A 25,515-nucleotide genomic window follows, 5' to 3' on the forward strand; every position below is an offset into this window, starting at 1 on the left:
AACAGCACGCTTGGCTACATGTCACCCTAACAGCACGCTTGGCTACATGTCACCCTTGCGTTTCGAACAGCTTTATTACGAAAAAATAGCATAATGGGCGTGTCTACTCTATTGACAGAAGAGCACTCTGTCCTAAAAAATGGAGTTGTGCGTCCCAAGCTGCGTGTTCTCAGCAACTGTGGACTCAGCCAACAGTACTCTGAGCAACGGCAGTCTCAACAACAGCAGTATCAGCAACGGCAGTATCAGTAACAGCAGTTTCAGCAACGACAGTTTCTGCAACGGCAGTCTCAGTAACAGCAGGCTCAGCAACGGCAGTATCAGCAACAGCAGCTTCAGAAACGACAGTTTCTGCAACGGCAGTATCAACAACGACAGTATCAGCAGCAGTCTTCCCAGCCACAACGAACTCCGTAACAATTGCATGAACTTGTGTCTTATGACTTAAATAAACAGTTGAAAGTCGCCTCGAATTAGCGCCAAGCTAGGTGCAGCATCAGGAAGGGCTCCCGTTTGCATACACCTCCTAGTTCAAATTAAAAAAAGCGGCCCAGCCGCACTGCCCTCCAAAAAAAGGAAAGGCAAATCCAGCTGAACCACCGTTTTCTTTTATATAGTGCCTTTAAAATGCTTCATCACAAGCTGTGTCTCCGGCTCCGGCTCGCAATTTAATTCTTCATGAAGCAATCTTGCAAAATCATCGTAATAGAGAACAAGTGCCTCCTGGTCGCCCATCTGGCCTAGCAGATTTAATATTTGCCGGCACAGCTCATCCGAATATGGCTCCTGCTCATGCAGCAGCAGCAGCCTTTTGAGCGCCTCCTGCTCGTGACCAGCATTCATCTCATAATGGATAAGGCTGCGGACAAGCCGCACATATTTCGCTCTAAGCTCATCCCGGCGCTGCCTCGCCCACAGAAAATCATGCTCTTCAAAATAGTCTCCCGCATACAGGCTGAGCGTCTGTTCCGCCGCAATACGCTGCTGCTCCGTCTCAATGGCGCGGATCGCGGCAGCTCCCTGCTCAAACTGCTCGACATCCAGCTTTAATCCATTGCTTGTCAGACGATAGCTGTCGAGCGCAAACTCAACGAGCGCCACTACTTTCCAATCTTTCATCAGCTTGCGAATTTGATAGACGGACGTATGCAGCAGCATCATCGCTTTCTCATAATCCGAATCAGGCCATAACGTGTCCAGAAGCTGCTGCTTGGCGACCCATTGATCTTTATAATGCAGTAAAAAAGCAAACAGCTCCTGCGCTTTCAGCGTCCGCAGCCGGAGGCTCGTATTCGTTTTTCCATCGTCATGAAATGCCAGCCGCTTGAAGCAGAGCACCTGCCTGCCGGGCAGCTTCTGCTGCTCCGGCTTGCCCCGGCTGTAATCTTCTATAATTCGAGTAATTGTCTTTTTAAACCGTTCCGGATGAACCGGCTTCAGCAAATAATCGAGTGCATTGAGCTCAAACGCTTCAATCGCGTATTCCGAGTAGGCCGTTATGTATACGATGCGTATGTCAGGGTTAATGCTGCGGATATGCTCCGCCGCCTCAAGACCGTTGAGCCCCGGCATATTAATGTCCAGAAAAACGATGTGTGCGGGTGTGGCCCGTACACTTTGAATGCCATCTCTGGCCGAAGTAAATTTTTCTGCCACCTGCAAGCGTCCGTCCCGCTCGAACAACCATTCAATGTGAGCGAGCGCCGGCTTTTCATCATCAATTAAAATGACTCTCATCGCCACCGACTCCCTTTTATGCTTCGTTATACGTGCCTGCCCGCAGCTCCTTCGGATAGCGGAAGCTTACCTCTGCCCCGAGCTGCCTCTGCCCATCAATGACCAAGCCGCTGCCGTACAAATTAACCAGCCTCTGATGAATGTTGCTCAAGCCTACACGGCCTGTCCCTTTGTCCGAGAGCACCTGCGATAATCGTTCTGGAGTAAAGCCTACACCATCGTCCTCTACAAGAACCATAATACAGTTGTCTATTTCAGAAATTTTCAGCTTAATCGTGCCGCCTTCTTCTTTTTTCATGACGCCGTGATTAACTGCATTTTCCACTATTGGCTGAATGGTCAGCGGAGGAATAAGCGCAAGCGCATCGCAGCTAATTTCGTATTCAATTTTCAGCCTTTCATCAAAACGCGCTTTTTCCAGCGTCAAATATGACTTGACCAGTTCCAGCTCGCGCTCGATCGTCGTCATTTTGTCGCGATTATGGAAATCAAAGCTGCTGCGCAAAAACTGGCTTAATTCAATGAGTAGCTCCATCGCTTTATACGGATCTACCGGACAAATAGCTATAATCGTATTCAAGGCATTGTATAAAAAATGGGGCTTGATTTGCGCCTGCAAAAACGCCATTTCCGCCTGTACGGCCAGCTTAACTGACTTGCGCAGTGCCAGCAGCGTCTGAACGCGGGCACGCAGCTCGCCGGCATCAACGGGCTTGCCTATATAATCGTTGACCCCTGCCTCAAAGCCGAGCTTAATGTCCTCCGGCTTCGTTCTGGCCGTGAGCAGCAGCACCGGAAGCTCCGACAGCAGGAAGCGTTCGCGAATTTTGCGGCAAAGCTCAATACCCGACATTTTCGGCATCATCCAATCCGTAATGACCAAATCGTAACTGGCCGGAGCAGCAAACGCCTCTTCCAGCGCTTCATCTCCACTTCTTACCGCCGTTACCTCGCAGCGCTCAATGGAAAGCAAATTAATGAGCACCTGCAAATTAATCGGATCATCGTCAACGACGAGCACGCGGAATTCAGCTGCTGGCGGCGGCACATTCAGCATAGCGGTAAGCTCGATTGCGGCGGCCTGCTCCTGGTAGGCGATATCAGCTTCGTCTATTTGCTGGCCTTGGGCGATCGGAATGGTAAAGCTGAACGTTGTCCCTTGTCCCGCAATAGAATGGACGCTGATGGTTCCACCACCCAGCTCCACAAGCTGCTTTGTAATACGCAGTCCGAAGCCCGAGCCTTGAAAGATCGCCTGCCCCGCCTTTGCTTTTCGTTCAGATAAAAAAATCGTTTCGAGCTGCTCGGGTGGCATACCGATACCCGTATCCGCAATGTCCACCCTCACCTTATTTCCTTGCGTCACCGCACTGATGGTTATTTTCCCCTGAATGGTCGCCTTTGCCGCATTGCCAAGCAAATTGTACAATATTTGCCGCAGCCGATCTTCATCCGCATCAAGCAAAGGCAAATTGGCAGGCAGCCGCTGTTGTATCTGAACTTGTTTGTCGATGAGCAAATGCTCCACAACCTCTACAACCGCATGAAGCACGGGCTGAAAATAAATCTTTCGCTTCGCAAGCTTCATTACACCGCCCCGCAGCTCAGCAAACTCCAAAATATCCTGAATAAGGGCGGACAGCTGCTTTCCGGTCGAAACAATCATTGATAAATGCTCCGCCTGCTTCGTATTGTTGAGCGGTCCGGCAGCGCCTTCCAGCATGGAGGCTGCCATATTAATAATGCCATGCAGCGGCGTCCTCAGCTCGTGCGAGGTCATCGTCATAAATTCATCCTTGAGCCCATCAAGCGTCAGCAGCTTCTCCGACAGCTGCTCCACCTCGCGGATCGATTTTGTAAAGCGTTTCGCGAACAAGCCCGCATGGGCGAACACAAACAGCAGCATTTCGAAAGAAATCAACATTGCGCTTTCCATAAATCCGTATGCCCGCATCATGGAAGCCAGCATCATCATGACGATGCTCTGAAGACTCAAAAACCAGTAAGGGTCCGCATACACCTTGCGTCCTACACCCCGGATAATAACATAAATATAATAAACAATCATCACAAGACCTTGAGCCATAATTAAAATTTCCAGCTTCGAAATAAATAACGGCGTTGCCACGAGCTCCAGCACAATCGTAAATCCCGCAAACCATTTTAAAAACCGCATCACTTTGGAATGCACGATGCCTGGCAGCATTTCATTCACGATGCATAATAAAAAATAATACACAAACACCGATGAGATGGGCTGCAGCTTCAGCACGAAGGAATAAGGCAGATCAGGCAACAGCTGGACAATGATTCGTTCCCCTTGAGTCATCATAAAAATCATTGACGAGAGGCAAAAAAGCCCGAGGAACATCAGCCCTCTCTCCTGCCTTCTAAGCACGTATAACAGCAGGCAAAAGAGGCCAGGGATGAGAAATCCGGAAATAATCAACGCCCCACGTAAAATATCCATTTCCCGGTTTTTAATAATCGTATGCTGGTCTCCGAAGGCGATGGAATAAATGATGCCGCCTGTAGCATAGCTGTAATTGGCTACCTGCACAATAAGCTCGACCGAATCGCCCGCAACGGTGCCAAGAGCAATATAAGGCACATTGTTTTGAACGCCATCGTATTCATTGGCAGCTGGGGCACCGCTGGCACCAATCATTTGATTGTTTAAATAAATGCGATTGGCCATGCGAATGTTCGAGGTGTAGACCCCATATATTTCGCGTAAATGGCTGGGGAGCTGAATTTTCAAACGATAAGTGCCGTAGCCAATGCCCGCCCTGCTGCCTTCTCCAGACAAATAAGCATTCCATTTCCCCGGTACATTCACCAGCTTGCTCGGTAGAGCCTGCTCCGCTGGCAGCTGGCTAGCAATCGCAAAATCTTTCGGCGTCAGCAGCTGGTTCGGATAAAACTCCCACTCGCCATCCAGCTTGACTGCCCCATTTTCTACAAAACTCCAATTACTCAAGTCCAATACGCCATTTACAGCACGTACATCCTGTTTATCCGCCAGCTTAAGGAACATAAGCACAAAAATCGTGCCCGTAATTCCTAAAATCATCAGGAACATGCCAATGTTCTTTCGATTAAGCATTCATAGTCTCTCCCCGCAGCGTTACGATGCCTCTTATGTATCGTCTATACAATATAAAAGCCTGCTGAGTCGTACTCACCAGGCACTGCTTATTCGTGCAAGCTATCGTTTTCGTTTCTATCTCCTATTATAACTTCTATTCTGAACCTTTTCTGAACATATTTCGAAGAAAAAATAGAAAAGAAAGAGCCGGCATTACGACGGCTCTTCCCCCCATACGAGCACCCCGCTGCGATACAAGGTGACGCGGCTGGCATCGGCAAAAGCTGTATTCGCCGCATTATACGAATAGTCATTGGTCTCAGCATAGTTGGTCCAGCTATTTTTATGGATGCGGTTCTGCATTTCGCCGGTATGGCCGCCGCCAGCTGAAATATTCCCAGCTCCCGTACCAAAGCTGATTTCCAAATAAGTGTCGGCATTTGCGCTCGTCTTGCCTGACGCGGCAATGCTGCCACTAAGATTGGAGCAGCCTACGGTTGCATAGTCACAATCGAAAATTTGCGGCTGCGAGCCATCTGCCGAATACCAATAACGAATAGTGAGCTCATGAAGCGGCACCGCTGATGTACCCGAATTGACGATGCGGAATTGCGGCTTCAATTGATTGTCCAGAGCGGCAGAATCGCCGTTCTTGTATTGGACCTTAAGCTCGCTTGGGCCTGTATTTGGAAGAGCTGGCGTTGCACTTGCCTGCAACGAATTTACCGATTCGCCCACGGTGTTCACCGCGCTAACGGCATAATAATAAGTCGTCCCATTGACCAGCCCCGTGTTCACATAGCTGGTGCTGCTTGTCGTGCCTACTGTGGCAAAGGGGCCCGCACTTGAAGCTGCGCGCTTAATGTTGTAGCTGGTCGCTCCGCTGACCGCCTGCCAGGACAGCGCCGCCTGGCTATTGCCTGCCGTAGCTGTTACGCCTTGCGGCGCTGCCGGCACTGTCGGTATCGGCCCAGTACCCCCGCCCGATTTGGCATTCATCACATTTGCGTGATTAGTCAGCAGCGTAGCCGTCGCGCTTGGATATATGATGCGGAAGCCGTCATAATCGGGATACAGCGTATTATCATCCTGAATGCCTGTTAAAATCCAAAACTGGCTGCCCGCACCGCCATATTGCTCAACCGCACCGAGCCAAGCAGCATAAACCTGATTGCGGGTCGCTTGATTTTGATAGCCGAATTCCTCCAGCACGACTGGCTTCTGCGCCGCATTGCCGTCCTCGATATGGTCGATAATCCACTGCGTGCCCCACTGCGCTGTACGGTTCCAATGATCCGGATATAGGTGAAACGTGCCGTAATCAATATTCGGCAGCGCAATCAGCCTTTCCCAATCAACGCCTTCCCCGCCGCCATACATCCAATCCGAATGCCCCGGAATGTTATAAAAGCCTTCATCCCCTACAGCGACCAAATGATTCGCATCGAGCGATTTGACGTAGGTGCTCATCTCATCCGCCCAATTAACAAGCTTGTTGCCCGTTGTGTCGGATTGGGCCCGCGGCTCATTCGCCAGCTCCCATGCCATAATGGCAGGATCATCTTTATATTTAACGCCTGTGTACGTATTCACCCGGTTGAGCATGTAGTTTACATAGTTTTTATAAGCTTGTTTAATAGAAGCATTCGTATAAAAAGCATCATGCGAGCCAGCATTAAACCATGCAACATACTGATTCATGCCGCCAAAATCATCCCAGTTGTTTACGAATGGAATAACCAGCTTAACGCCCGATTGTCCAGCCTTATAAATCGCATAATCCAGCTTGGTAAATCCCGATTCGTCATATACGCCGGGAGTCGGCTGCAGGACGGCATTATCCTGCGGCTGTCCATTATGGAAGCCCCAAATTCGGATCACCTTGAGATTCATCGCCACCATGTCCGCAAACACGTCATCGACCATTTTTTGCGACTTATAGTGGAAATAATAGTTGTTCGTTCCGGCAAAATAAAAGTCCTCGCCGTCCAGCTGAAACTTGCTTCCTGATGTCGTAACGAAAGCATTGCTATCTGCGGCGCTGGCCTTCGTATCGGCTGTCATCCACCCGCAAACGATAGCTAGCGCCAGTGAAAAAATCATGAACCGTTTGAGCTGCTGCTTCATGCGTAATAGCCTCCTTTTCGTTTTTTTATCTGCAATGGAAACGCTTACTTATATTATCAAGCAAGGAGCCGCCTCGAAACTAGTCGAATCGTTACCTCTTTAATATCACTTTGGTGACCAAAAACGACGGCAGCGCCAGCATAAAAGGCCCATGCACCTTACAAACTGGTGCATGAGCCCTTTGCTTTTTTTAAAATTAAGATGGCTCTACGCCCCATTGCAGGCTGCCCGCTGCATAGCCGGTTGTTTTGTTCCAGTCTACATAGCTTGTCGCGCTGGAATTGAACGAATAATCGCCTGTTTGTGTATAGTTGCTCCAATTGTCCTTCGAAATCCGCGTTTGCAGCTCGATGCTTTGGCCTGCTGCCACTGAGCCCGCAGCGCTGGCAAAGCTAATTTCTACATAATAGTCTGCTCCCGTTACGGCCGTCGGCAGCTTGACGAAGGAAGCGAGAACGTTGGCGCTGCCAACGGTCGACCAGTCGCACCAGAAGCTTTGGGCTTGCTCGCCGTCAATCGTGTAATAATAACGGAGCTTTACATCAGCCAGATTGAGTGAACTTGTGCCTGTGTTCACCAGTTTGATTTTTGGACTTAGCGTGTTTGTCGTTGCCGCTGTACCGCCGTTAAACAGCTGCACTTTAAAGCTGCCTGCTGGGGACGGTGTTGGCGTTGACGTCGGCGTCGGTGTCACTGTTGGTGTTGGTGTTGGTGTCGGTGTCGGTGTCGGTGTCGGTGTCGGTGTCGGTGTTGGCGTCGGTGTAGCCGTTGGCGTCGGTGTAGGAGTTGGGCCATTCACCGTATCGCCATAGACGATACCGCGGCCATTCGTGCCGATATATACGCGTCCGAAGATGCGCGGATCACCCGTAATCGTTTCTCCTGTAAACGCATATTGATGTTGGTCATCATTAATTCTGACCCAATTTGCCCCGCCATTATCGGAGCGGAAGAACCCTCTGACTTGATCGATTTGCGCCGATACATATAGCGCAGGATACGTCTGGCCTGGCGCTGCCATTCCGAAGCCAACGACATCTGCTTCCTCGACGTTGCTAAGCTTCGTAAACGATGCGCCCGAGTTTGTCGAATGCCACAACCCGTATACACCGCTCGCCTCGTTGCCGCCAGCCAGCCAAATATCGCCTTCCACGCCTGGAAGCGCTTTAAATTTCATATTCCCTTCTGCTGGAAGTCCCGCAGCTGCGGTCATTGCAAATGTTGCTCCGCCATCGGTGCTCACATAGAACTTGCCCGCCGCCGCCGCATAAAATTTGTTTTTGTTGACGCGGTCTGAAACAACTTTTGCGCCAGCTGGAACGCCTGTGCTTGCTGTCCATGAGTTGCCGGTCGTTTTGGAATAATAAACGCCGACATCAGAGGTGCTCCATACGAGCGAGCTGTTATCAGCCGCAACGGCTATGAAACCGCCGCCCGTTGTATTGGATGGCTCTGCATTCGGGCTATACCAGTTCGTTCCGCCATCGTAGGACAGAGCAATCGATTTTTCATTAGGATATTTCGCCTTATCTGCATTTCCAACGCGCGCAATGAATCCAGGGTTTAGTTCAGCGAAGTCTATGCTCGTGGAGCTGCTTGGACTGATGAACATTTTTGCAGGTGCCGCCGTTAAATCATTATGTCGGTAGCCTGATACATCAAGCATGGCGCTTAACAGGTGAGCGCCTGTCGGCGGGCTAATCAATTCTTTGATTGACGTTTCCTCAATGCCCTTGGCCATAACAGACAAAGCCACTTTGCCGCCGCTATCCCAAGCCGTCAAGTTCGTCGTGCCGTACACCGTAGCGCCTGTGCCATATAGCATGCGGTCAGAGTTGAAAGGATCAATTTCAATATCGCCAATCATCCAGCCAAGCTTAGGCGATACCTCCGGCGGCGCAGAACTTACGCCCCAATCGAGCCATGGAGCAGCCGAAATATCCTGCGTGTAGGAGAAAGTGCGGTTCGGGTAAGAGCCATACTGCCAAATCGGCTTCCACGTTGCGCCGCTATCCGTACTGCGATAAAGGTTGGCGTCCGGGTACCATGAATTTAGCGTTGCGACGATCAGCGTGCCAGGTTGTTGGGCATCAACCGCAAGGCCGCCATAGCCGAAATAATTATCCGCGCTGCTTGAAGGGACTGGGCTAATGTTCGTCCATACGCCAGTGGCTGTATTCAACCTCCAAACATCGCCCTTCGAACCGTTATATGGACCTGTGCCGTTGCTATATGTAACATACAGCTGTCCATTTGAATCCAGCTCGCCATGATGCGGCAAATAGCCCGTCGGCTGTCCTGCCACGGCAGACCAGGTTGTGCCGCCATTCGTACTGCGGTAAATGCTGCTCGCTGTATCTGCTACACCGACATAAATCGTTTGCGTCGCCGTTCCAGGCGAGCCCGTCGATTCGTCAAACGTAATCCAGGCGAGCCCCATTTTATCCGCCAAATAAGGATACGTCGGGTCCTCCACAAAATTGCCCGGATTCGGGAATGCCGTTACTTTGCTCCACGTTACGCCATAGTCGGTACTTTTCCACAGGCCGTTGCCGCTGCGTGCGCCAAAATACAAAATATTGTTTTTATTCGGGTCTACCATCAGCCGCTCGCCCATGGATCGCCCTGGCATATTGCCGCCAACCTTGAAAGGCAGCTGCGTTTCCTGCCAAGTGTCTCCTTTATCCGTGGAACGCATAATATAGCCGTTATGCGGGTCCCATTCATTCGTATAGGAGCCAGCCGCAATATACAGGCGATTCGGATCAATCGGATCGGTTGCCAGCGCATCCACGCCGGTCTTATTCCACTCATCCCAGCTCACGTGGTCCAGCAGCGCCTTCCAGCTGCCAGTTGCTGCGTTGTAACGATAAGCACCGCCCACATCCGTACGGGCATACAGCAGCCCAGGCTCTTTTTTATTAAAAACAAATCCCGGAACGAAACCTCCGCCCCCGCCAGTCACTACATTTTTCCACGTGTACGCTTCACTTGGTGCCGCTTGCGCCTCTAGCGGGTTGCCGATTATTACGGTGCCGGCGACAACTGTGATCGCTAGGGCCAGCGTGCCCAGCTTGCGCATTGAATGTTTGATCAAATGAATACCCTCCTCAATTGGAATGATATAACGCAAACACCTAAAATATAAATATGGATGAGCACCCACTCCCTTCCAAATGTATACGCTTTCATTTTAGCACATAAATTTTAAGCCAAGCACTATATAAAATGGATATATTTTCATATGAAAATCAGCTATTTGAAACTCGCCGCACGCAAAAAAAGCTCTGAACCCGGGCGCTCTAGCCAGCTGCAATAGCCTTTGAGTCGCTTCGTTCTGGTTCAGAGCAGTGCATAATTTCTGTTCGGTTATGGCCGAATAATGCGTTGTTCCTTCGCCGCTTTTATCCACATCGGGAACTCATTCAGCAGCTGATCATACAAATTCTCATCCGAAACAGCTGCAATATCGTCCAAATGGAAGAAGCTCGCATTATCTACGATTCGCCCCTCCATCGTATCCAGCCGCTTTAATACTTCGAAATTGGAGTTTCCGATGCCGACAAACTGCCAGAAAATCGGCTGCACCGCCGAATGGGTAATCGTATGCTTAATCGACTTGACTACCCCGCCGTCGTTAATAAAAATAATGAACACAGGTGTAGGATCATTTTCCTCTACCGTATATTTGCGAATGACATCCTCCATCACCGGAGGCTCATTATTGCGTCCAAACTTATGAATAAGGTCATTGTTTAAAATATTTTTATCGACATATTGGCCAAAATCGCGCTCCGTTACCGACGGCAAACGGCTGTATTCATTATCGTATACCCACACGTCGAGCGTGCCGTTATCATCGAACTTGCTGGCAACGGCCAAAATCCGCTCCACGACTTCCTGAACGGTGCCGTTTTTATACAGCGTCTGCATAGACCCGGAAATATCCAGCACGATGCCTACTCTGGCCACGACGTTCATCAGCTGCTTTTTCTCCAGTGTGTATTGCACGAGCTTTTTGCGGAAATCAATTTTGCTAAGGGAGGCAGGTGCTTCCAATGTCGCCGACGCAGCTGCCTCTGCCCGAGCTTGGTCATGAGCTAGAGCTTGGGATGACTCATTCTCGCCCGCCGACGCATTTCCTTCCAGCTCCAGCCCATAATTCAAGCATAATGCAGCAAGTCCGCCGTAAAACCCGCTGCCAATCGCGCTAAACTTCCACTCGCCATTGTGACGATACAGCTCCCCAGCTACGACCGCCGTCTCCTTCACCAAATCCGCACCGTATTCGTAGCGCAGCAGCTCTTCCCCCGTGTCCAGGTTAACCAGCCGCACATAAAGCCCCGTTACATCCTGAAAAGCATGTCCGAGCTGCTCGCCATCATAGATCGTCACCGTAAAGGCCGCTTTCGCTATTTGCTCTGGCAGGCGCCCAAGCACTAGCTCGATTCCTTCTTGATCGCCCGCTTCCATGCCATGCTGCTGGCTGCTTGATTTATGCTCGGCCGCGCCATTCGCCGCCAATGGATTGCCATAAAAAATAAAATCCTCATCCCGCTCACAGCGGCCGCGCTCTGACAGCAGAAACGCCGCAGCATCGATGCCAAGCTCGCTTTTTCCAGCTATCCAGCCAAACTGCACAGCCAGCTTGCCGAAGCTTTTCCCCTTGGTCACGTCCGCTTTTTGCCCTTTCAGCAATGGCATATATGTATCTTCCTCTCGCCTATTAGATTGGTAAATAAGATCATCTATACCGATTATAGCAAATAGGGCGGGCGAATGGAGAGAAAAAGCCTCTTTCCCCGCACGCCATCGGCATGCTCGAAAAAGAAGCTTTATCTCGTCTCTATGTGATTTTCGCTTGCGCTATCATTGCCTCATGAATTTATTTACGATTCCATAATAAACCGGTTCCACTTTTGCTGCCACGCTATATCGTCCCAGAACGGATGATGGGGCGCGCAATTGGAGCAGAGCACCATCCCCCAGAAGCCCAGCTTCATCCCTTTGCGAATCGCATATTCGGCAATAAATTTGCCGATCGGCCCTTCCTCAAAGCCCGCATGCAGCGGCGTGTAGCCCACATAACCTTCGCCAATGACAATAGGCAGCTCCGTTTGCCCCGCCCATTCATGCAGCTCCTCAAAACGAAAATCCGCCTTCTGGAGCATCGCCAGCTTGTGGCTGCCATAATGGTCGTACAAATACAAATCCCATTGATCCGGATCAGCCCAATCATGCAGATAAAGCAGCTTCATGCCGACCGGATTGCCCTGCATCCGCCATTCCTGCCCTGCCGGAAGCTGCCAGCTCTCGAACGGCGGCGCGTCCTCCCGCAGCAGCGATTGCACCAGCTCATTTGGAAACGGCACCGCTTCATTGTCGATGCCTGCCTGATCCATCAGCTCCTGCAGCACGCCTTTAATGTACAGATGAAAATGGGCCACCTGCATATTTCGCGCCACATAAGCTTTCGGGTAAGCCTCATTCAGCGTATAGCTTGCCGTCATTAACAGCTCAGGATGCTGCTCGCGCAAAAACGCAACCGCTTCTTCGATGTAGGGCTGCATAATTTGCACAAGGCCCGGCGTATTGGAGCCAGCAACGCCCTGCTCAGTTGCAATGTCGGTCAATTGTCCAAATTCGACCTCATTATGCAGCTCGGCATAAGCGATTTGCTCGCCATAGCCCGCTGCCTTCACATATGAAATGAGCTGATCCATCGACTTCGCCAGTGCCATAAACCGCTGGTCCGGCGGAATATCCGCCAGCAAATCGCGCAAATAGGGCTCCGCCAGAAAGCTCGGACTTTGCTGGTATTCCCACGAGGAAAGAATAATATAGCAGTTGTGAGCCTTCGCTTGCTTGAATAGCTCCAATAGCTGCGCATGCCCGTCCAGCTCTGCTCCGCCTTTGCAATTGTACCAGCGCGTCCGCTGCCCCACCTCGCCCAAATTGCCGAAGCGCAGCGGTCCAGGGCGAACGCCCGATTCCGTAAACAGCATGAGTGGCATTGCACAAATGCGAATCGTATTGTAGCCCCGCTCTACCGCTTCTTTATATCTTGCAGCTAAATCGCTGTAAGGCTCCCCCGGCGTCGTCATCGTATACCAAGAGAAATCCCACATTGTAATTGTCAGTTTACGGGGCAGCTGCCTGCTCGCTGTGCTCATATGGCCACCTTTTCTGTCCTCTATGGATAGGGTGATCATCTCATCATCCGCTACCACACTAGGTTGTGCAGAGAACGCTTTTTCTTTATGGTACATGGTTCACACCAGCAGGCGCCATGAACAATGTACGGATGCTGATGGAACATATTCGGATTTACCGAGTGATGTACCGAGTAAGCTTGGCAAGTCTAATCTGATCAGAACTTATTTAATTTCCCTCATCGCCAGCTGGCATAAACAGCTCGACGAAGCGTTCAGCCGCAACCGACAGCTTTCTGTCCTGACGTACGGCAAGTCCGATGCTGCGCGGTGGAAGCGGGTCTTCTACTAATAATTCAAACAACATGCCATTATTTAATTCTTCCTGCACAAAAGAACGGCTAATGAAGGCGGCCCCGTAACCGAGCCTGGCGAACTGGGCGAGCAAATCAATGCTGCCAAGCTCGATATCCGGCTTTACCACCTGTCCCTTGCCCGCAAACCATTGTTCAATAAACTCCCTCGTGCTGCTGCCCGGAGATAATAACAGGAGCGGCAGCTCAGCCAGCTGCTGCATCGACAAAGCTCCATTCGCTGCCGAACGGCGGGCTAGCTCCGCATAAGCCTCCCCAACTACAAAACAATCCTCCAGCACCGCAAGCGTCTGAATATTCAGCTGTGAATCGTTTATGGGCAGATGGATGATGGCACAATCGATTTCGCCTTCCCTTAAGCGCTGCGTAATATCAGGCGTTTTCCCATGCGAAAGCCGGATTCGAATACCCGGATAATCGCGATGAAAGGTATTTAATTGCGGCAGCAAAAGATGCTTAATCAGCGAATCGCTCGCTCCGATGCGGATTTCCCCCTCATTCAGCAGCTTCATATTTTGCAAATGCTTTTGCGCAGAATCCAGCATGGAAAAGGATTGCTCTACATAGCCCAGCAGAGCTTGCCCTTCTTCGGTAAGCTCGACACCCTTCGACAGCCGATGAAAAAGCTTGAGCTGCAAAGCCTCCTCCATCTGCTTAATCGCATAGCTGACCGATGGCTGCGTAATATGCAGCTCCTGCGCCGCTCTTGTTAAATTTTTGCAGCGTGCTGTATGCAGAAAAATACGATACCATTCCAGATTGAACATTTGGTATAGACCACCTCTATATCATTTTTGATAAAATCCAATTTCACTTATTTCATTTTCTTCATTATAATCGGGTTTAGACAAGAAAACAAAAGAGGTGGAAATATGGACGGATTCCAGCCCGATCTAGCTGCACGCTCCCCATGGTCGGCCCATAGCGATAAACAGCAGGTGACCCTGAATCCTCCAAGCGGAGCATTGGAAGGAACGGTGCGCATACCGGGAAGCAAAAGCTTAACTAACCGTGCCCTCATTATAGCCGCGCTTGCCGTAGGAAAATCGCAAATTGACGGTTTATTATTAAGCGATGATTCCTACTGGTGCATTGCCGCATTAAAGCAGCTCGGAGTAAAGATCACTATCGAAGGAGACACCGCTTATGTGGATGGCTGCGGAGGAAACTGGCCTATCTCATCTGGCGAGCTGTACGTCGGAGCTGCCGGCACGATTGCGCGTTTTTTGCCCGGAGCTTTAGCCATTGGAGACGGCGTTTGGGCGATCAAAGGCACTAGACGGTTGCACGAGCGGCCGCTGGCTCCCTTGCTGGATGCACTGACGCATTTAGGAGCAGCGTTTGAATACGAGCAAGCCGAGCGTTCACTCCCCTTCGTCCTTCGGGCAAACGGATTGCAGGGCGGGACGGTGCTGCTGCCTGGCTCTACATCAAGTCAATTCATAAGCGGTTTGCTGTTAGCCGCCCCTTATGCGAAAGCGCCGATTACAGTGCGCATAGATGGGGAAGTCGTGCAAAAAGATTATGTCGAAATGACCCTTGCGATGATGGCTTTGTTTGGTGCAGCACCTGTTGCATCTCTGGACACAGACGCCCCCTGCATTACGATACCTACGGGAAAATATGAAGCGCGCTCCGTCCTTCTGGAGCCTGATGTATCGACCTGCTGTTATTTCTGGGCTCTCGCCGCGCTTTCCGCAGGGCGCATAAGAACGGAAGGCATTGACGCCAGCCGTACAAGCCAGCCAGATATTGCAATGCTCGGCGTGCTGGAGCAGATGGGTTGTACGATTGTCCGCGGCGCAAGCTTTATTGAAGTCCAAGGACCAGAGCGTTTGAAGGGCGGCTTTACCGTCAGCATGCAAAAATGGTCGGATCAAACGCTGACGCTCGCTGTCCTTGCTATTTTTACAGATGGCCCCATTACACTTAAAGATGCCGCTCATATTAGACATCACGAATGTGACCGGATAGCTGCTATTTGCACGGAATTGGGTAAACTAGGCATTCGCGTATTGGAATATGAAGATGGCCTAACCGTTTTTCCCGGCAAGCCGCAAGCCGCTTTATTAAATAGCCATGATGACCATCGCATGGCTATGGCCCTTTCCTTAATGGCTTCGAAAGTTTCTAATCTACAAATTTCCGATCCGGGCTGTGTCTCCAAAACAAACCCGAATTATTTTGAGCAATTGGCTGCACTAGGCTTTCAAATAAACGAATAGACGCAGAGGATGATCCATTATGGCAGGAAACACATTCGGAGAAGCTTTTAAAATCACAACCTTTGGCGAGTCCCATGGCGAGGCGGTTGGTGTCATTGTCGATGGCGTAACGCCGGGCATCGAACTTGATGAAGCCTACATTCAGCGGCAAATGGACCGGCGCAAGCCCGGGCAATCGTCCGTCACTTCCCCGCGCAAGGAATATGATATCGTTCATATTTTGTCGGGCATGTTCGAGGGAAAAACGACTGGAACGCCGCTCTTCGTTATTTTGCATAATCAGGATATGAGGCCGGATGCGTATAGCGATATCCAGCATTCCTTTCGCCCGGGCCATGCCGATTTCACTTATTTGCAAAAGTATGGCATTCGCGATCACAGAGGAAGTGGACGGGCTTCTGGCAGAGAAACGGCGGGAAGAGTAGCGGGCGGCGCCATTGCCCGCAAGCTGCTGGAGCAAAGGGGCGTGCAGGTGCTTGCCTATACGCAGGCTATCGGAGGCATTGAATGCGAAACCTTCGATGAGAGCATCATAGAACAAAATGCCGTGCGTGCCTGTGACGCCACCGCCGGAGCGAAAATGATCAGCAAGATTGAACAGCTCGCAGCCATTGGCGACAGCTGCGGCGGCATTGTAGAATGCCGGATTCGTGGCGTAGTGCCTGGTCTTGGAGAGCCGGTATTTGACAAATTGGATGCGGAGCTTGCGAAAGCGATGCTATCGATTGGCGCCGTGAAAGGCATTGAATTTGGCGCTGGCTTCGCTGCCGCCTCCATGCTCGGCAGCGAGCATAATGACGGGATGAGCGGCGACGGATTTCTCAGCAATCATTCGGGCGGCATCATAGGGGGCATCAGCACGGGACAGGATATTATTTTTCGTATAAGCGTTAAGCCGACCTCCTCCATTTCGGTCCCGCAGCAAACGGTCAACATTCACGGCGAGGAGCAGGAAATTAGAACCGAGGGGCGGCACGACCCTTGCATTTGTCCGAGAATTGTCCCCGTTGTGGAAGCGATGGTCTGCCTCGTATTAGAGGATCAGTACAAGCGGCAAGCCGCCATGCTAGGGTAGAACTTAACTGAAAAATAACAAGGGACTGCTTCAAGGCTTCTACAGCCTAAAAGCAGTCCCTCGTTTTACCACTATCCCGTTCTTCTATCAGCGCTCGTCTGGCAGTCCCACTGGACCAGCGGCGGCAATTTCCGCGCTTACGCCAACGAATTTGCGGAAATTATTCTCAAATTGTGCGGCAAGCTTGGCCGCCTGCTGATCATAGGCCGCCTTATCCTGCCATGCTTCACGGGGCAGGAGCACCGCATCCGGCACGCCTTCTACCGTGAGCGGGCAGCTCAGGCCAAACACCGGATCGGCGATAAATTCAGCCTGCTCAATGCTGCCATTAATCGCGGCCGTTACCATCGCCCGCGTATATCGCAGGTTCATCCGCTGCCCTATGCCGTGCGGCCCACCGGACCAGCCTGTATTTACCAAATACACTTTGGCATCATGCTGGGCGATTTTTTCACCGAGCATTTCTGCATATACACTTGGCTCGAGCGGCAGGAACGGCGCTCCGAAGCAAGCGGAAAACGTCGCTTCCGGCTCCGTTACTCCACGCTCCGTACCCGCAAGCTTGGACGTATAGCCCGATAGAAAATGATACATAGCCTGCTCCTTCGTCAGCCTGGAAATCGGCGGCAATACGCCGCAAGCGTCAGCGGTCAGAAACAAAATAACGTTCGGATGGCCTGCTTTTCCGGCCAGCACCGCCCCTGGAATATGCTCCAATGGATAAGCAGCACGCGTATTTTCCGTCAGAATATTGCTGTTATAATCAGGCTGCCCTGTCTGCGCATCTAGCGCTACATTTTCCAACACAGCGCCGCTGCGGATGGCCTGCCAAATTTGCGGCTCCTTCTCTTCGCTCAGCCCAATGCATTTCGCATAGCAGCCGCCTTCGAAGTTGAACACGCCATCCTCCGACCAGCCATGCTCGTCATCTCCGATGAGGCGGCGCGAAGGATCGGCAGAAAGCGTCGTCTTGCCCGTGCCCGATAGGCCGAAGAACAGCGCCGTATCGCCCTGCTCGCCTACATTCGCCGAGCAATGCATCGACAGGACGCCCTGCAGAGGCAGCAAGTAGTTAAGCACGCTGAAAATCGACTTTTTCATCTCGCCCGCATATTCCGTTCCGCCAATCAGCACGATTTTTTGCTCAAAAGAGATGCAAATAAACGTTTCGGACGCTGTACCGTCACATGCAGGATCTGCCTTGAGCCCCGGAAGGGCGATGACGGTAAATTCAGGCTTATGGGAGGCAAGCTGCTCCTCGCTTGGACGAATAAACAGCTGGCGGGCAAATAGATTATGCCAGGCATATTCATTAATAACGCGAATCGGCAGGCGGTACGCTTCATCCGCACCAGCATAGCCGTCAAAGATGAACAGCTCTTGCTGCTCCATATAACGCTTTGCTTTTTCATACAATTGGTTAAAATGCTCCGGCGAAAGCGGCTGGTTCACTTTGCCCCAAGCCACTTGCGGCAGCGAAGACGGCTCGCATACAATAAACTTGTCTTTGGGCGAACGGCCTGTATATTGCCCTGTCAGCACCCGAAGCGCTCCCGATTCCAGCTTCGTTCCTTCGCCGCGTTTAATCGCTTGTTCCATTAGCTGCTCTGTCGTCATTTGATAATGTACGCCTTGCTGACGCAGTCTCGACTCCATGATGCTCATGCCTGACTTCCTCCCGTCTGTGTGTATCCGCCTGCCCCATTTCCACTTGCTTGCATGTGCCCCGAGCTGACTAGTCCGCCCCCAGACCTCGACACCACACATGCCTCTTCCTTGCATTCCGAATAATAATTAGTTACCTTCTTCGTTGGTTGTGTATCAATCAGCGTCATGCAGTGCTTGCAATAAATGGCTCCCATTTCTATACCGTGATTTCGCATGAATCCTTCACCCTTTCCATCATTAGATTGGCTACATCCATTACGCGGCATGCATATGCCCATTCATTGTCATACCAAGCAATTACTTTAATCTGATTGTCCATGACCATCGTCGAAAGCCCGTCTACCATAGCCGATTTCGAACAGCCAATATAGTCGGCCGATACGAGCGGCTCCTGTGCAAAGCCGATATAAGAAGACTTGCTGCCTTCTGCAGCCGCTTTCAAAACTGCATTTACTTCCGCGGCTGTCGTATGGCGCTCCGTTTGAACGGTGAGGTCAATTAACGATACATCCTGCGTCGGAACACGCAGCGACATGCCCTGAATGCGCGAGGACAAATGCGGCAGCACATCTGCAAGCGCCTTGCCGACTCCTGTCGTCGTAGGCACAATAGACTGGGTGCAGGATCTAGCTCTGCGCAAATCCTCGTGCGGATTGTCCAAATGATTTTGATCAGAAGTATAGGAATGCACCGTCGTCATCCAGCCAGACTGGACACGGAACGCTTGATCCAGTACATGAAGGACCGGAGCCACACAGTTTGTCGTACAGGAGGCGGCTGATAACAGCTGATGCTCCTCCGGGCGATAAAGGTGCTCATTAACACCCATCACAATCGTCAAGTCCATTTGCTTGCCAGGCGCTGTAATCAGCACCCGATCAGCCCCTGAAGCAATATGCTTCAGCGCACCTTGCCGATCATTGAATTTCCCGGTTGCGTCAATGGCCAGCTCGACGCCATAACGATGCCACTTAATGTTTTCCGGCGCTCTTTCATATACGACCTGTATGGGATGTCCGTTAATGACCAGCTGCTGATCGCGAGTCCGTATATCTGCCTTCCAGCTCCCATGTACCGAATCGTATTTCAATAGATGAGCAATGGTCTCCACTGGATAAACGCTGTTAATCGCCCTCAACTCAACTACTGGATTCGGATCAGACAACATTTTCCTAACGAGCAGCCGTCCGATTCTCCCCATTCCGCTAATGCCAACCCCGCGGTGCATTTCCTCATTCCCCCTTCGCTTATTTGCTAATAGCATACATCATTACACTTTTATAATACAACATAAATATTTTTATGACGCACTAAATAAATTTTTATCACCTTTAATTGTCACATATATGTCGAATTAATCAGGGAATACCGCTATATGATGCATCACAGAGATAAAGCTTTCGATGGCCACCAATCTCTTGCCCTTACGCACCTGTGTTATGAAATACAAATTAGCCCTTAGATCATCGCTGATCTAAAGGCTGCAATTGTGGATTAATGGTCGATAGCAACTAAACTCTTTTTTACTATGATTTATTTCCGCCCTTGCTCGCTTTACTGCCTTGCTTGTCCGAGGTGCGAGTAGTTGTATTTTGTGCGCCATGCCCTTGCTGCTTAGCCAATTCATATCCCTCCTTTCGAAAAACATCCCTATATGATTTACAAAACAAGCATTATTATTCACACCTCTATAATGATCGGAAGAATCATTGGCCTTCTTTTGGTTTGGGCAAATAAGAACCGTCCCAAGGTGTCTCTTAACGTCTTCTTCATCATATTCCACTGGCTTCCGTGCTCCTCCAGCAGTTTATCAACTGTCGATTCCACAAGTTGATTGATCTCTCGCATGAGCGCTTCGGAGTCCCGAACATAAACAAATCCCCGGGAAATGATGTCCGGACCAGAAAGAATATGCCCTTCCGTTTTACTAAGCGTGATGACAATAACAAGAATGCCGTCAGCCGAGAGCTGTTTGCGGTCGCGGAGTACAACATTCCCAATATCTCCAATCCCTAATCCGTCCACCAACATATTGCCCACAGGGATTTTACTACCTTTACGTGCAATTTGGTTTTCGATTTCCACGGTCTCTCCATTGTTCACGATAAAAATGTTCTCCTCGGCAACTCCCACCGACCTCGCAAGCTGCTGGTGTTGATAAAGCATGCGGAATTCGCCATGAACCGGAATAAAATATTTGGGCTTCATTAAGGTAAGCATTAATTTCAGCTCTTCTTGGTTACCGTGACCGGATACGTGCATACCTGTTGCGCTCCCCGAGCCATATATAACATTCGCGCCAAGCAAATAAAGATTGTCAATGATGCGCGCAACATTGCGCTCATTACCCGGAATAGCGGTTGCGGCAATAATAACCGTATCGCCCGGCATAATTTCGATTTGCCGATGATTCGAGCTTGCCAAACGTGAGAGTACAGCCATAGGCTCTCCCTGGCTTCCTGTACATAGGACAGCAATATTTTCAGGGGCATAACGATCCGTATCTCCAGCATCTATAAGCATATCCTCTGGAATGGTTAAATAGCCTAACTCCTTGGCTACAGAAGTTACATTCACCATGCTTCGGCCAAGCAGGACAAGCTTTCGGCCCGTTTTAGCGGCCGCGTCAACGATTTGCTGAACCCGATGGACATTAGACGCGAAAGTTGAAATAAACACCTTCTGCTGAGCTTTGCTGAATGCTTCTGTAATGTGATCCCCAACAAGCCGTTCCGATGGCGTAAAACCAGGCCGTTCGGCATTCGTGCTTTCTGACAGCAGCAGCAGCACGCCACTTTTACCAATATCAGCCATTCGATGAAGATCAGGATATTGATGATTGACAGGTGACATATCAAATTTAAAATCGCCTGTATGTACAACTGTTCCTTCAGGTGTATGCAGGGCAATTCCCAAGCAATCCGGAATACTATGGTTAGTGCTGAAAAATGACACCTGAATCGGACCAAAGGCGATACGCGAATTCGAATCAATTAAATTTAGCTGCGTTGTACGAAGAAGGCCATGCTCCTTCAGCTTTATTTCAATCAGGCCAATGGTTAATCTTGAGGCATAAATCGGGATATTCAGTTGTTTCAAAAAATAAGGAATGCCGCCAATATGATCCTCATGTCCATGTGTTATGAGTAGAGCCTTTACCTTTTCTGTATTATTTAACAAATAGGTTACATCCGGAATAATGAGGTCAATACCCAAAAAACTCTCATCAGGAAATTTAGATCCACAGTCAATAACGATGATATCGTCCGCGTATTGTAAAATGTACATATTTTTGCCGATCTCATTAACCCCGCCTAATGCAGCAACCGATAGTTTATTCCGCTCTTTCACCACAATCAGCCTCCAGTTCTATTTAGTAGAAAGACGCCCGGAATGGGGACCGGGCGTCTTTTTAGTTGCATAGGGGTACTTAATTCAACAGTAAACTTTTATTTTTTTCTAAATGTTGCTGTTAATGAAGGGCTGTTCCTTTATTAGGCTCTGGCATTTGCGGTGTTTCGGAGGTTGGTGAAAATGTATTCAAAATTTGCTGCATATCAGCATCATTTAATTGCGGCACCTGATAATAAGCATTTTTATTTTGATACAGAAAGAGCTCATAGGACATTTCAATAAAATTTTGCACTTGGGAAGCGAGTACACGACGGACAACCGGGTTCGTTGCTTCAAGAGCAGACGTCGTTAACAGCGAAGCATGGCTTTTAACGATGCCTTGCATAAAACCGCATACTCCGGCATCGTTGACATCGGCTAGTGATTGTATCGGTTTTTTCGGCGAGCTTTGCTTCATGCCGAATATGGTCGGTGTTACCTCTTTAATCAAATAGGTTGAAGTTTTTTGGCTTGGCTCCTGCCCGGTCTTAAAGCATTCGGCCGTCAAATTGTATTGCGATTGCATAAATTGATATTGCTTGTCGATAAGATTAAGCAGTTCCTGATCCTGTGCATATTGTCTGAAAATCATAAATTGATCCATTGCGCTAATGCTGCAATTCAATACCTCCTGCAAATCAAAAAGCTCATGTCCTCCGTGATTTTTGTTCATTGAATTCTGTGTATCGTTATTCGCTGTAGTTTGCTGCTGCATCATCAATTCTCCTCCTTGTTATTTCTCCATTTATAATTGTTAATATGAAAGCTGGAGGCTGAATTTATACATCCCAGATTTCTACGAGACATATTACCAACTCAATGGCTGTTTTCCAGCCCCGTTCGGGAACTCCACCCTAGAGATGACGATCATGCTGGGCGTACAACAAAAAAAAGCGTTGATGATCGGCCATCAACGCCTACTGCTTCCTGCTTATTGATTTCACTTATTGTTTTGATTATTATTTTGACTTAATGTTCGGCCGTGCCTTCTGCCCCGCCTCCCGTCAACGTGACGACAGACTTCGCTGGAATAATCGCTTCAAACGAATAATCGCCTTGTACAGGAATGCTCTCCCCTCGGACAAGATCTCGACCCGCCGACGTAATATACGGTTCCATGAATGCAATGGAATGGTGCTGATCCACGCCATTCAATGAAACCCGAACGCGCTTGTCATCCTCGCTGTCATTGACGAATACAGCCGTAACCGTCTGCTCTCCTTCATGTACATAAGCTGATCCCAGCAAGCCGCTGCGCGCTTCTTCATCCAGTCCTGCAAGCGAGATGCGCTGCGCACCGGGACGAATAAATTTGCTGTAATTGCCGAGCGCCCACATCATTTTGGAGGTCAGAATATTTTGCTCGTCACCCGCTTCGCTAAAATCCGTATAGATCAGGCCATCCTTGTAATCGACCTTGGACACTGCGGTCCACCACTGCCAAGCAGCTGCATTTGCTTCCGTTAAATCAAAATGAATCGTACGCGCCACATGCAATGCAGGCTCCATGCCAAGGTCACGCCCCGGACCATATTCGCCAAGAATACAATATTCCGTTACCCAATATTTAGCCTTTTCGTCGTATTTTTTCAGATTGGCAGCCAGCAATTGCCTCAGCTTGCCCAGCCGGTCGTCGCCCGGATTGCTGTAATCAGACCAATAGGAATGCGAAGCGATTTTATTCCCAATCGCTTCCTGGAGTACGGGATCGCCGAGCAGCTCCTTAATATATTCCCGGTATTTCCCTGTTCCGAGACTATTGGCCCCGCCCGAATAGGTCCCGCTCCCTGCATACTGCCCATAATATTCATCATCCAGCAGCGCTGTAATTTCTACGCCGTCTGGGGCGCTGATTTGCGCCTCAAGGCCGCTTGCTTTCAACTGCCGGTGCAATTCAAGGATGACACGCTTAAGATCGTCGTTGTTATAACGGTTGCTTTCTTGCTGGGCCAAATTCCAATCCCAGGTCGGCTCATTAATCGGGCTTATATATTGGAATGCCAAGCCTTCCTTTCTAAAATGCTCCAAAACATCGATTAAAAATGCCGAAAATTTTTCCTCATAACCCTCTTTCAGATTGGTAGAGCCGACTTCTGAATCCGGCTGGGCATGACCATTTTTTGTCATCCAGACCGGCGGGCTGTTCACGAATGCGATTAATGTGTCCACGCCCCGATCCTTTGCCGCCTGAAGAAACCATTGCTGACCCGACTGGCTGCTCCAATCATATTCCCCTTCCTCCGCAAGCTTGAACGATTCCGCCCGCCTCCATGGATCTGGAATACGTGTCTGGTCCGTGTCAATCGAGCCTGCACCGATATTGAAGCGCCAGGCCGACAGGCCAATTCCTTTCTCTCTTGAAAAAAGCAAATCCGCAACGCGATTTTTATTTTCTTCCGTCCAATGCTTGCCCAGGGGCTCCATCGACCATGCGTCGGACGCCCCGAAATTATCGATCGTTTGATAGCGGACCGCTGCGTCGAGCGATACATTTACATCCGGCGGCGTCAGCTGCTGGACCTGTGCTTCCTCCTTTTTCGGGCTGCCTGCGCTATCCGAACGATTCGATGCGAAATTGAAATACAAGCCTACAGCTGACGTGAACGCCAAAACGATTACAACTGTCAATTTCTTTTTCATCCGCCTCTCCTATCCGACCAAGCCTGATCGTTCAACACTCTCTACAAAATGCCTTTGCACAAACAAATACAAAATAATAAGCGGCAGTATAGCCATCAGTACGCTGGTATTCATCATCATGGACATAAAGAACGGATCCTGAACATAAGAAGCCGTTTCCGCTTGCCCCCCTCCGCTAAGGAAAGTAGCAATCGCATAGCCGGAAGAAGCCATCATCGACGACATCACCTTAGGCTCATTCAAATACATGTTTGTAAAAAAAGAGTCGTTCCACTGCCACACAAACGAGAACAGCATGACGGTCACCATGGACGGGAGCGCATTAGGCAAGATGACGCTTCTGAAGGTTGTAAAGTAGCCAGCCCCATCCACATAGGCGGCTTCTTCAATCTCTCGCGGAATCCCTTTGAAAAATTGGCGAAAAATATACACATACAAGCCGGTCTTGACGCCCATGCCTAGCGCTGCCGAAATAATAAACGGCCAGTAGGTGTTGATCAGATTGGCGGGCTCGCCTTGGATCAGCTTAATCAGCCCGAAAAGATCAAAATTTTTAAATTGCAAATAGAGCGGAACCATAATCGTTTGGGCTGGAACCAAAATGGTAAAAATAACGCCTGCGAACAAAAGGCCGCTTCCTCTGAATTTCACCCGGGCAAAGCCATAGCCAGCAAGCACGCATGTAACCGTCTGCAGCAGCATGACCGCAGAAGATAGGAGCAGCGTATTGAGCAGCACTTGCGGGTAGTTCATCGCTTGGAATACAAGCTTGAAATTGTCAAGCGTCAGCGTATGCGGCACCCAAATGACTGTAGAGTCATACAAATCATCCATGCTTTTGAATGCAATCGACAGCTTTAATAGAATCGGGTAGACGATGACAAACGATATGCCAAAAATGAGTACGAATCGGACGGTCATCCACAGCCATTTTTTCGCAAATTCTAGCCAATAGGCAGCGGATGCCATGCGATGATGCAATTTTTCTTTCGTTGACTGTTGCATCGCAGCGGTTTCCTTCTTCATATCCTTCCTC

17 protein-coding genes and 2 pseudogenes are annotated in these 25,515 nt (G+C 49.9%); 2 read left to right on the forward strand and 17 right to left on the reverse strand.

Features of this window, described 5'->3' with window-relative positions:
* Positions 1–184: 184 nt before the first annotated feature.
* The 10 genes and pseudogenes from ASF12_RS34555 to ASF12_RS17945 all read right to left on the reverse strand — a co-directional run bounded on the left by ASF12_RS34555 (position 185) and on the right by ASF12_RS17945 (position 14,245).
* Positions 185–403, reverse strand: coding sequence for a hypothetical protein (locus tag ASF12_RS34555; RefSeq protein ID WP_155973258.1), 219 nt, complete (start codon positions 401–403; stop codon positions 185–187).
* A 206-nt stretch (positions 404–609) separates the two neighbouring features.
* On the reverse strand, positions 610–1,737 hold the full coding sequence (locus ASF12_RS17915) for a response regulator (protein WP_056037443.1): 1,128 nt from the start codon (positions 1,735–1,737) through the stop codon (positions 610–612).
* Positions 1,738–1,753: 16 nt separating this feature from the next.
* Positions 1,754–4,843, reverse strand: a complete 3,090-nt coding sequence (locus ASF12_RS17920; RefSeq protein ID WP_056037446.1) for a hybrid sensor histidine kinase/response regulator — start codon at positions 4,841–4,843, stop codon at positions 1,754–1,756.
* Between the two features lie 195 nt (positions 4,844–5,038).
* On the reverse strand, positions 5,039–5,824 hold the full coding sequence (locus ASF12_RS35710; protein WP_235533199.1) for a cellulose binding domain-containing protein: 786 nt from the start codon (positions 5,822–5,824) through the stop codon (positions 5,039–5,041).
* A pseudogene (locus ASF12_RS35715) lies at positions 5,810–6,952 on the reverse strand (glycoside hydrolase 5 family protein); the annotation flags it as partial. The gene ASF12_RS35710 and the pseudogene ASF12_RS35715, both read right to left, overlap by 15 nt.
* A 196-nt stretch (positions 6,953–7,148) precedes the next feature.
* Entirely contained in the window at positions 7,149–10,034 is a 2,886-nt protein-coding gene (locus ASF12_RS17930; protein WP_056037534.1) for a cellulose binding domain-containing protein, read from the reverse strand.
* Positions 10,035–10,321: 287 nt separating this feature from the next.
* On the reverse strand, positions 10,322–10,933 hold the full coding sequence (locus ASF12_RS35720) for a vWA domain-containing protein (RefSeq protein WP_056037537.1): 612 nt from the start codon (positions 10,931–10,933) through the stop codon (positions 10,322–10,324).
* A gap of 189 nt (positions 10,934–11,122) precedes the next feature.
* Positions 11,123–11,656 (reverse strand): annotated as a pseudogene (locus ASF12_RS35725) (TerD family protein); the annotation flags it as partial.
* Positions 11,657–11,841: 185 nt separating this feature from the next.
* On the reverse strand, positions 11,842–13,125 hold the full coding sequence (locus tag ASF12_RS17940; protein ID WP_056037449.1) for a cellulase-like family protein: 1,284 nt from the start codon (positions 13,123–13,125) through the stop codon (positions 11,842–11,844).
* A 208-nt stretch (positions 13,126–13,333) separates the two neighbouring features.
* Positions 13,334–14,245 (reverse strand): LysR family transcriptional regulator, encoded by a 912-nt coding sequence (locus ASF12_RS17945; protein ID WP_056037452.1) that lies wholly within the window; start codon positions 14,243–14,245, stop codon positions 13,334–13,336.
* 105 nt (positions 14,246–14,350) lie between these two features.
* Between ASF12_RS17945 and aroA the strand changes: the two genes are divergently transcribed.
* Together aroA and aroC are read left to right on the forward strand one after the other, a co-directional pair.
* Entirely contained in the window at positions 14,351–15,703 is a 1,353-nt protein-coding gene (aroA, locus tag ASF12_RS17950; RefSeq protein WP_056037455.1) for a 3-phosphoshikimate 1-carboxyvinyltransferase, read from the forward strand.
* 19 nt (positions 15,704–15,722) lie between these two features.
* Complete coding sequence (gene aroC, locus ASF12_RS17955) at positions 15,723–16,778, forward strand: chorismate synthase (RefSeq protein ID WP_056037458.1); 1,056 nt, start codon at positions 15,723–15,725, stop codon at positions 16,776–16,778.
* Positions 16,779–16,865: 87 nt separating this feature from the next.
* On the opposite strand, the gene pckA is transcribed toward aroC, so the two are convergent.
* From pckA to ASF12_RS17985, 7 genes are all read right to left on the reverse strand, one after another.
* Positions 16,866–18,443, reverse strand: a complete 1,578-nt coding sequence (gene pckA / locus ASF12_RS17960; RefSeq protein ID WP_056037460.1) for a phosphoenolpyruvate carboxykinase (ATP) — start codon at positions 18,441–18,443, stop codon at positions 16,866–16,868.
* Positions 18,440–18,661: a GapA-binding peptide SR1P gene (locus ASF12_RS34560; RefSeq protein WP_162241908.1), complete on the reverse strand. Its 222-nt coding sequence runs from the start codon at positions 18,659–18,661 to the stop codon at positions 18,440–18,442. The genes pckA and ASF12_RS34560 overlap by 4 nt, the downstream gene beginning before the upstream one ends.
* Complete coding sequence (gene gap, locus ASF12_RS17965) at positions 18,643–19,674, reverse strand: type I glyceraldehyde-3-phosphate dehydrogenase (RefSeq protein ID WP_056037463.1); 1,032 nt, start codon at positions 19,672–19,674, stop codon at positions 18,643–18,645. The genes ASF12_RS34560 and gap overlap by 19 nt, the downstream gene beginning before the upstream one ends.
* Positions 19,675–20,126: 452 nt before the next feature.
* Positions 20,127–21,800, reverse strand: coding sequence for a ribonuclease J (locus ASF12_RS17970; protein ID WP_442952538.1), 1,674 nt, complete (start codon positions 21,798–21,800; stop codon positions 20,127–20,129).
* 118 nt (positions 21,801–21,918) lie between these two features.
* Positions 21,919–22,554: a spore coat protein gene (locus ASF12_RS17975; RefSeq protein WP_056037540.1), complete on the reverse strand. Its 636-nt coding sequence runs from the start codon at positions 22,552–22,554 to the stop codon at positions 21,919–21,921.
* A 254-nt stretch (positions 22,555–22,808) separates the two neighbouring features.
* Entirely contained in the window at positions 22,809–24,479 is a 1,671-nt protein-coding gene (locus ASF12_RS17980; protein WP_056037469.1) for a glycoside hydrolase, read from the reverse strand.
* A gap of 9 nt (positions 24,480–24,488) precedes the next feature.
* The gene (locus ASF12_RS17985; protein ID WP_081418893.1) at positions 24,489–25,505 is read right to left on the reverse strand and encodes a carbohydrate ABC transporter permease; all 1,017 of its coding nucleotides are present in this window, start codon (positions 25,503–25,505) and stop codon (positions 24,489–24,491) included.
* Between the last annotated feature and the right edge of the window lie 10 nt (positions 25,506–25,515).

Origin of the sequence: Paenibacillus sp. Leaf72 (assembly GCF_001422685.1) — a bacterium.
Lineage (GTDB): Bacteria > Bacillota > Bacilli > Paenibacillales > Paenibacillaceae > Pristimantibacillus.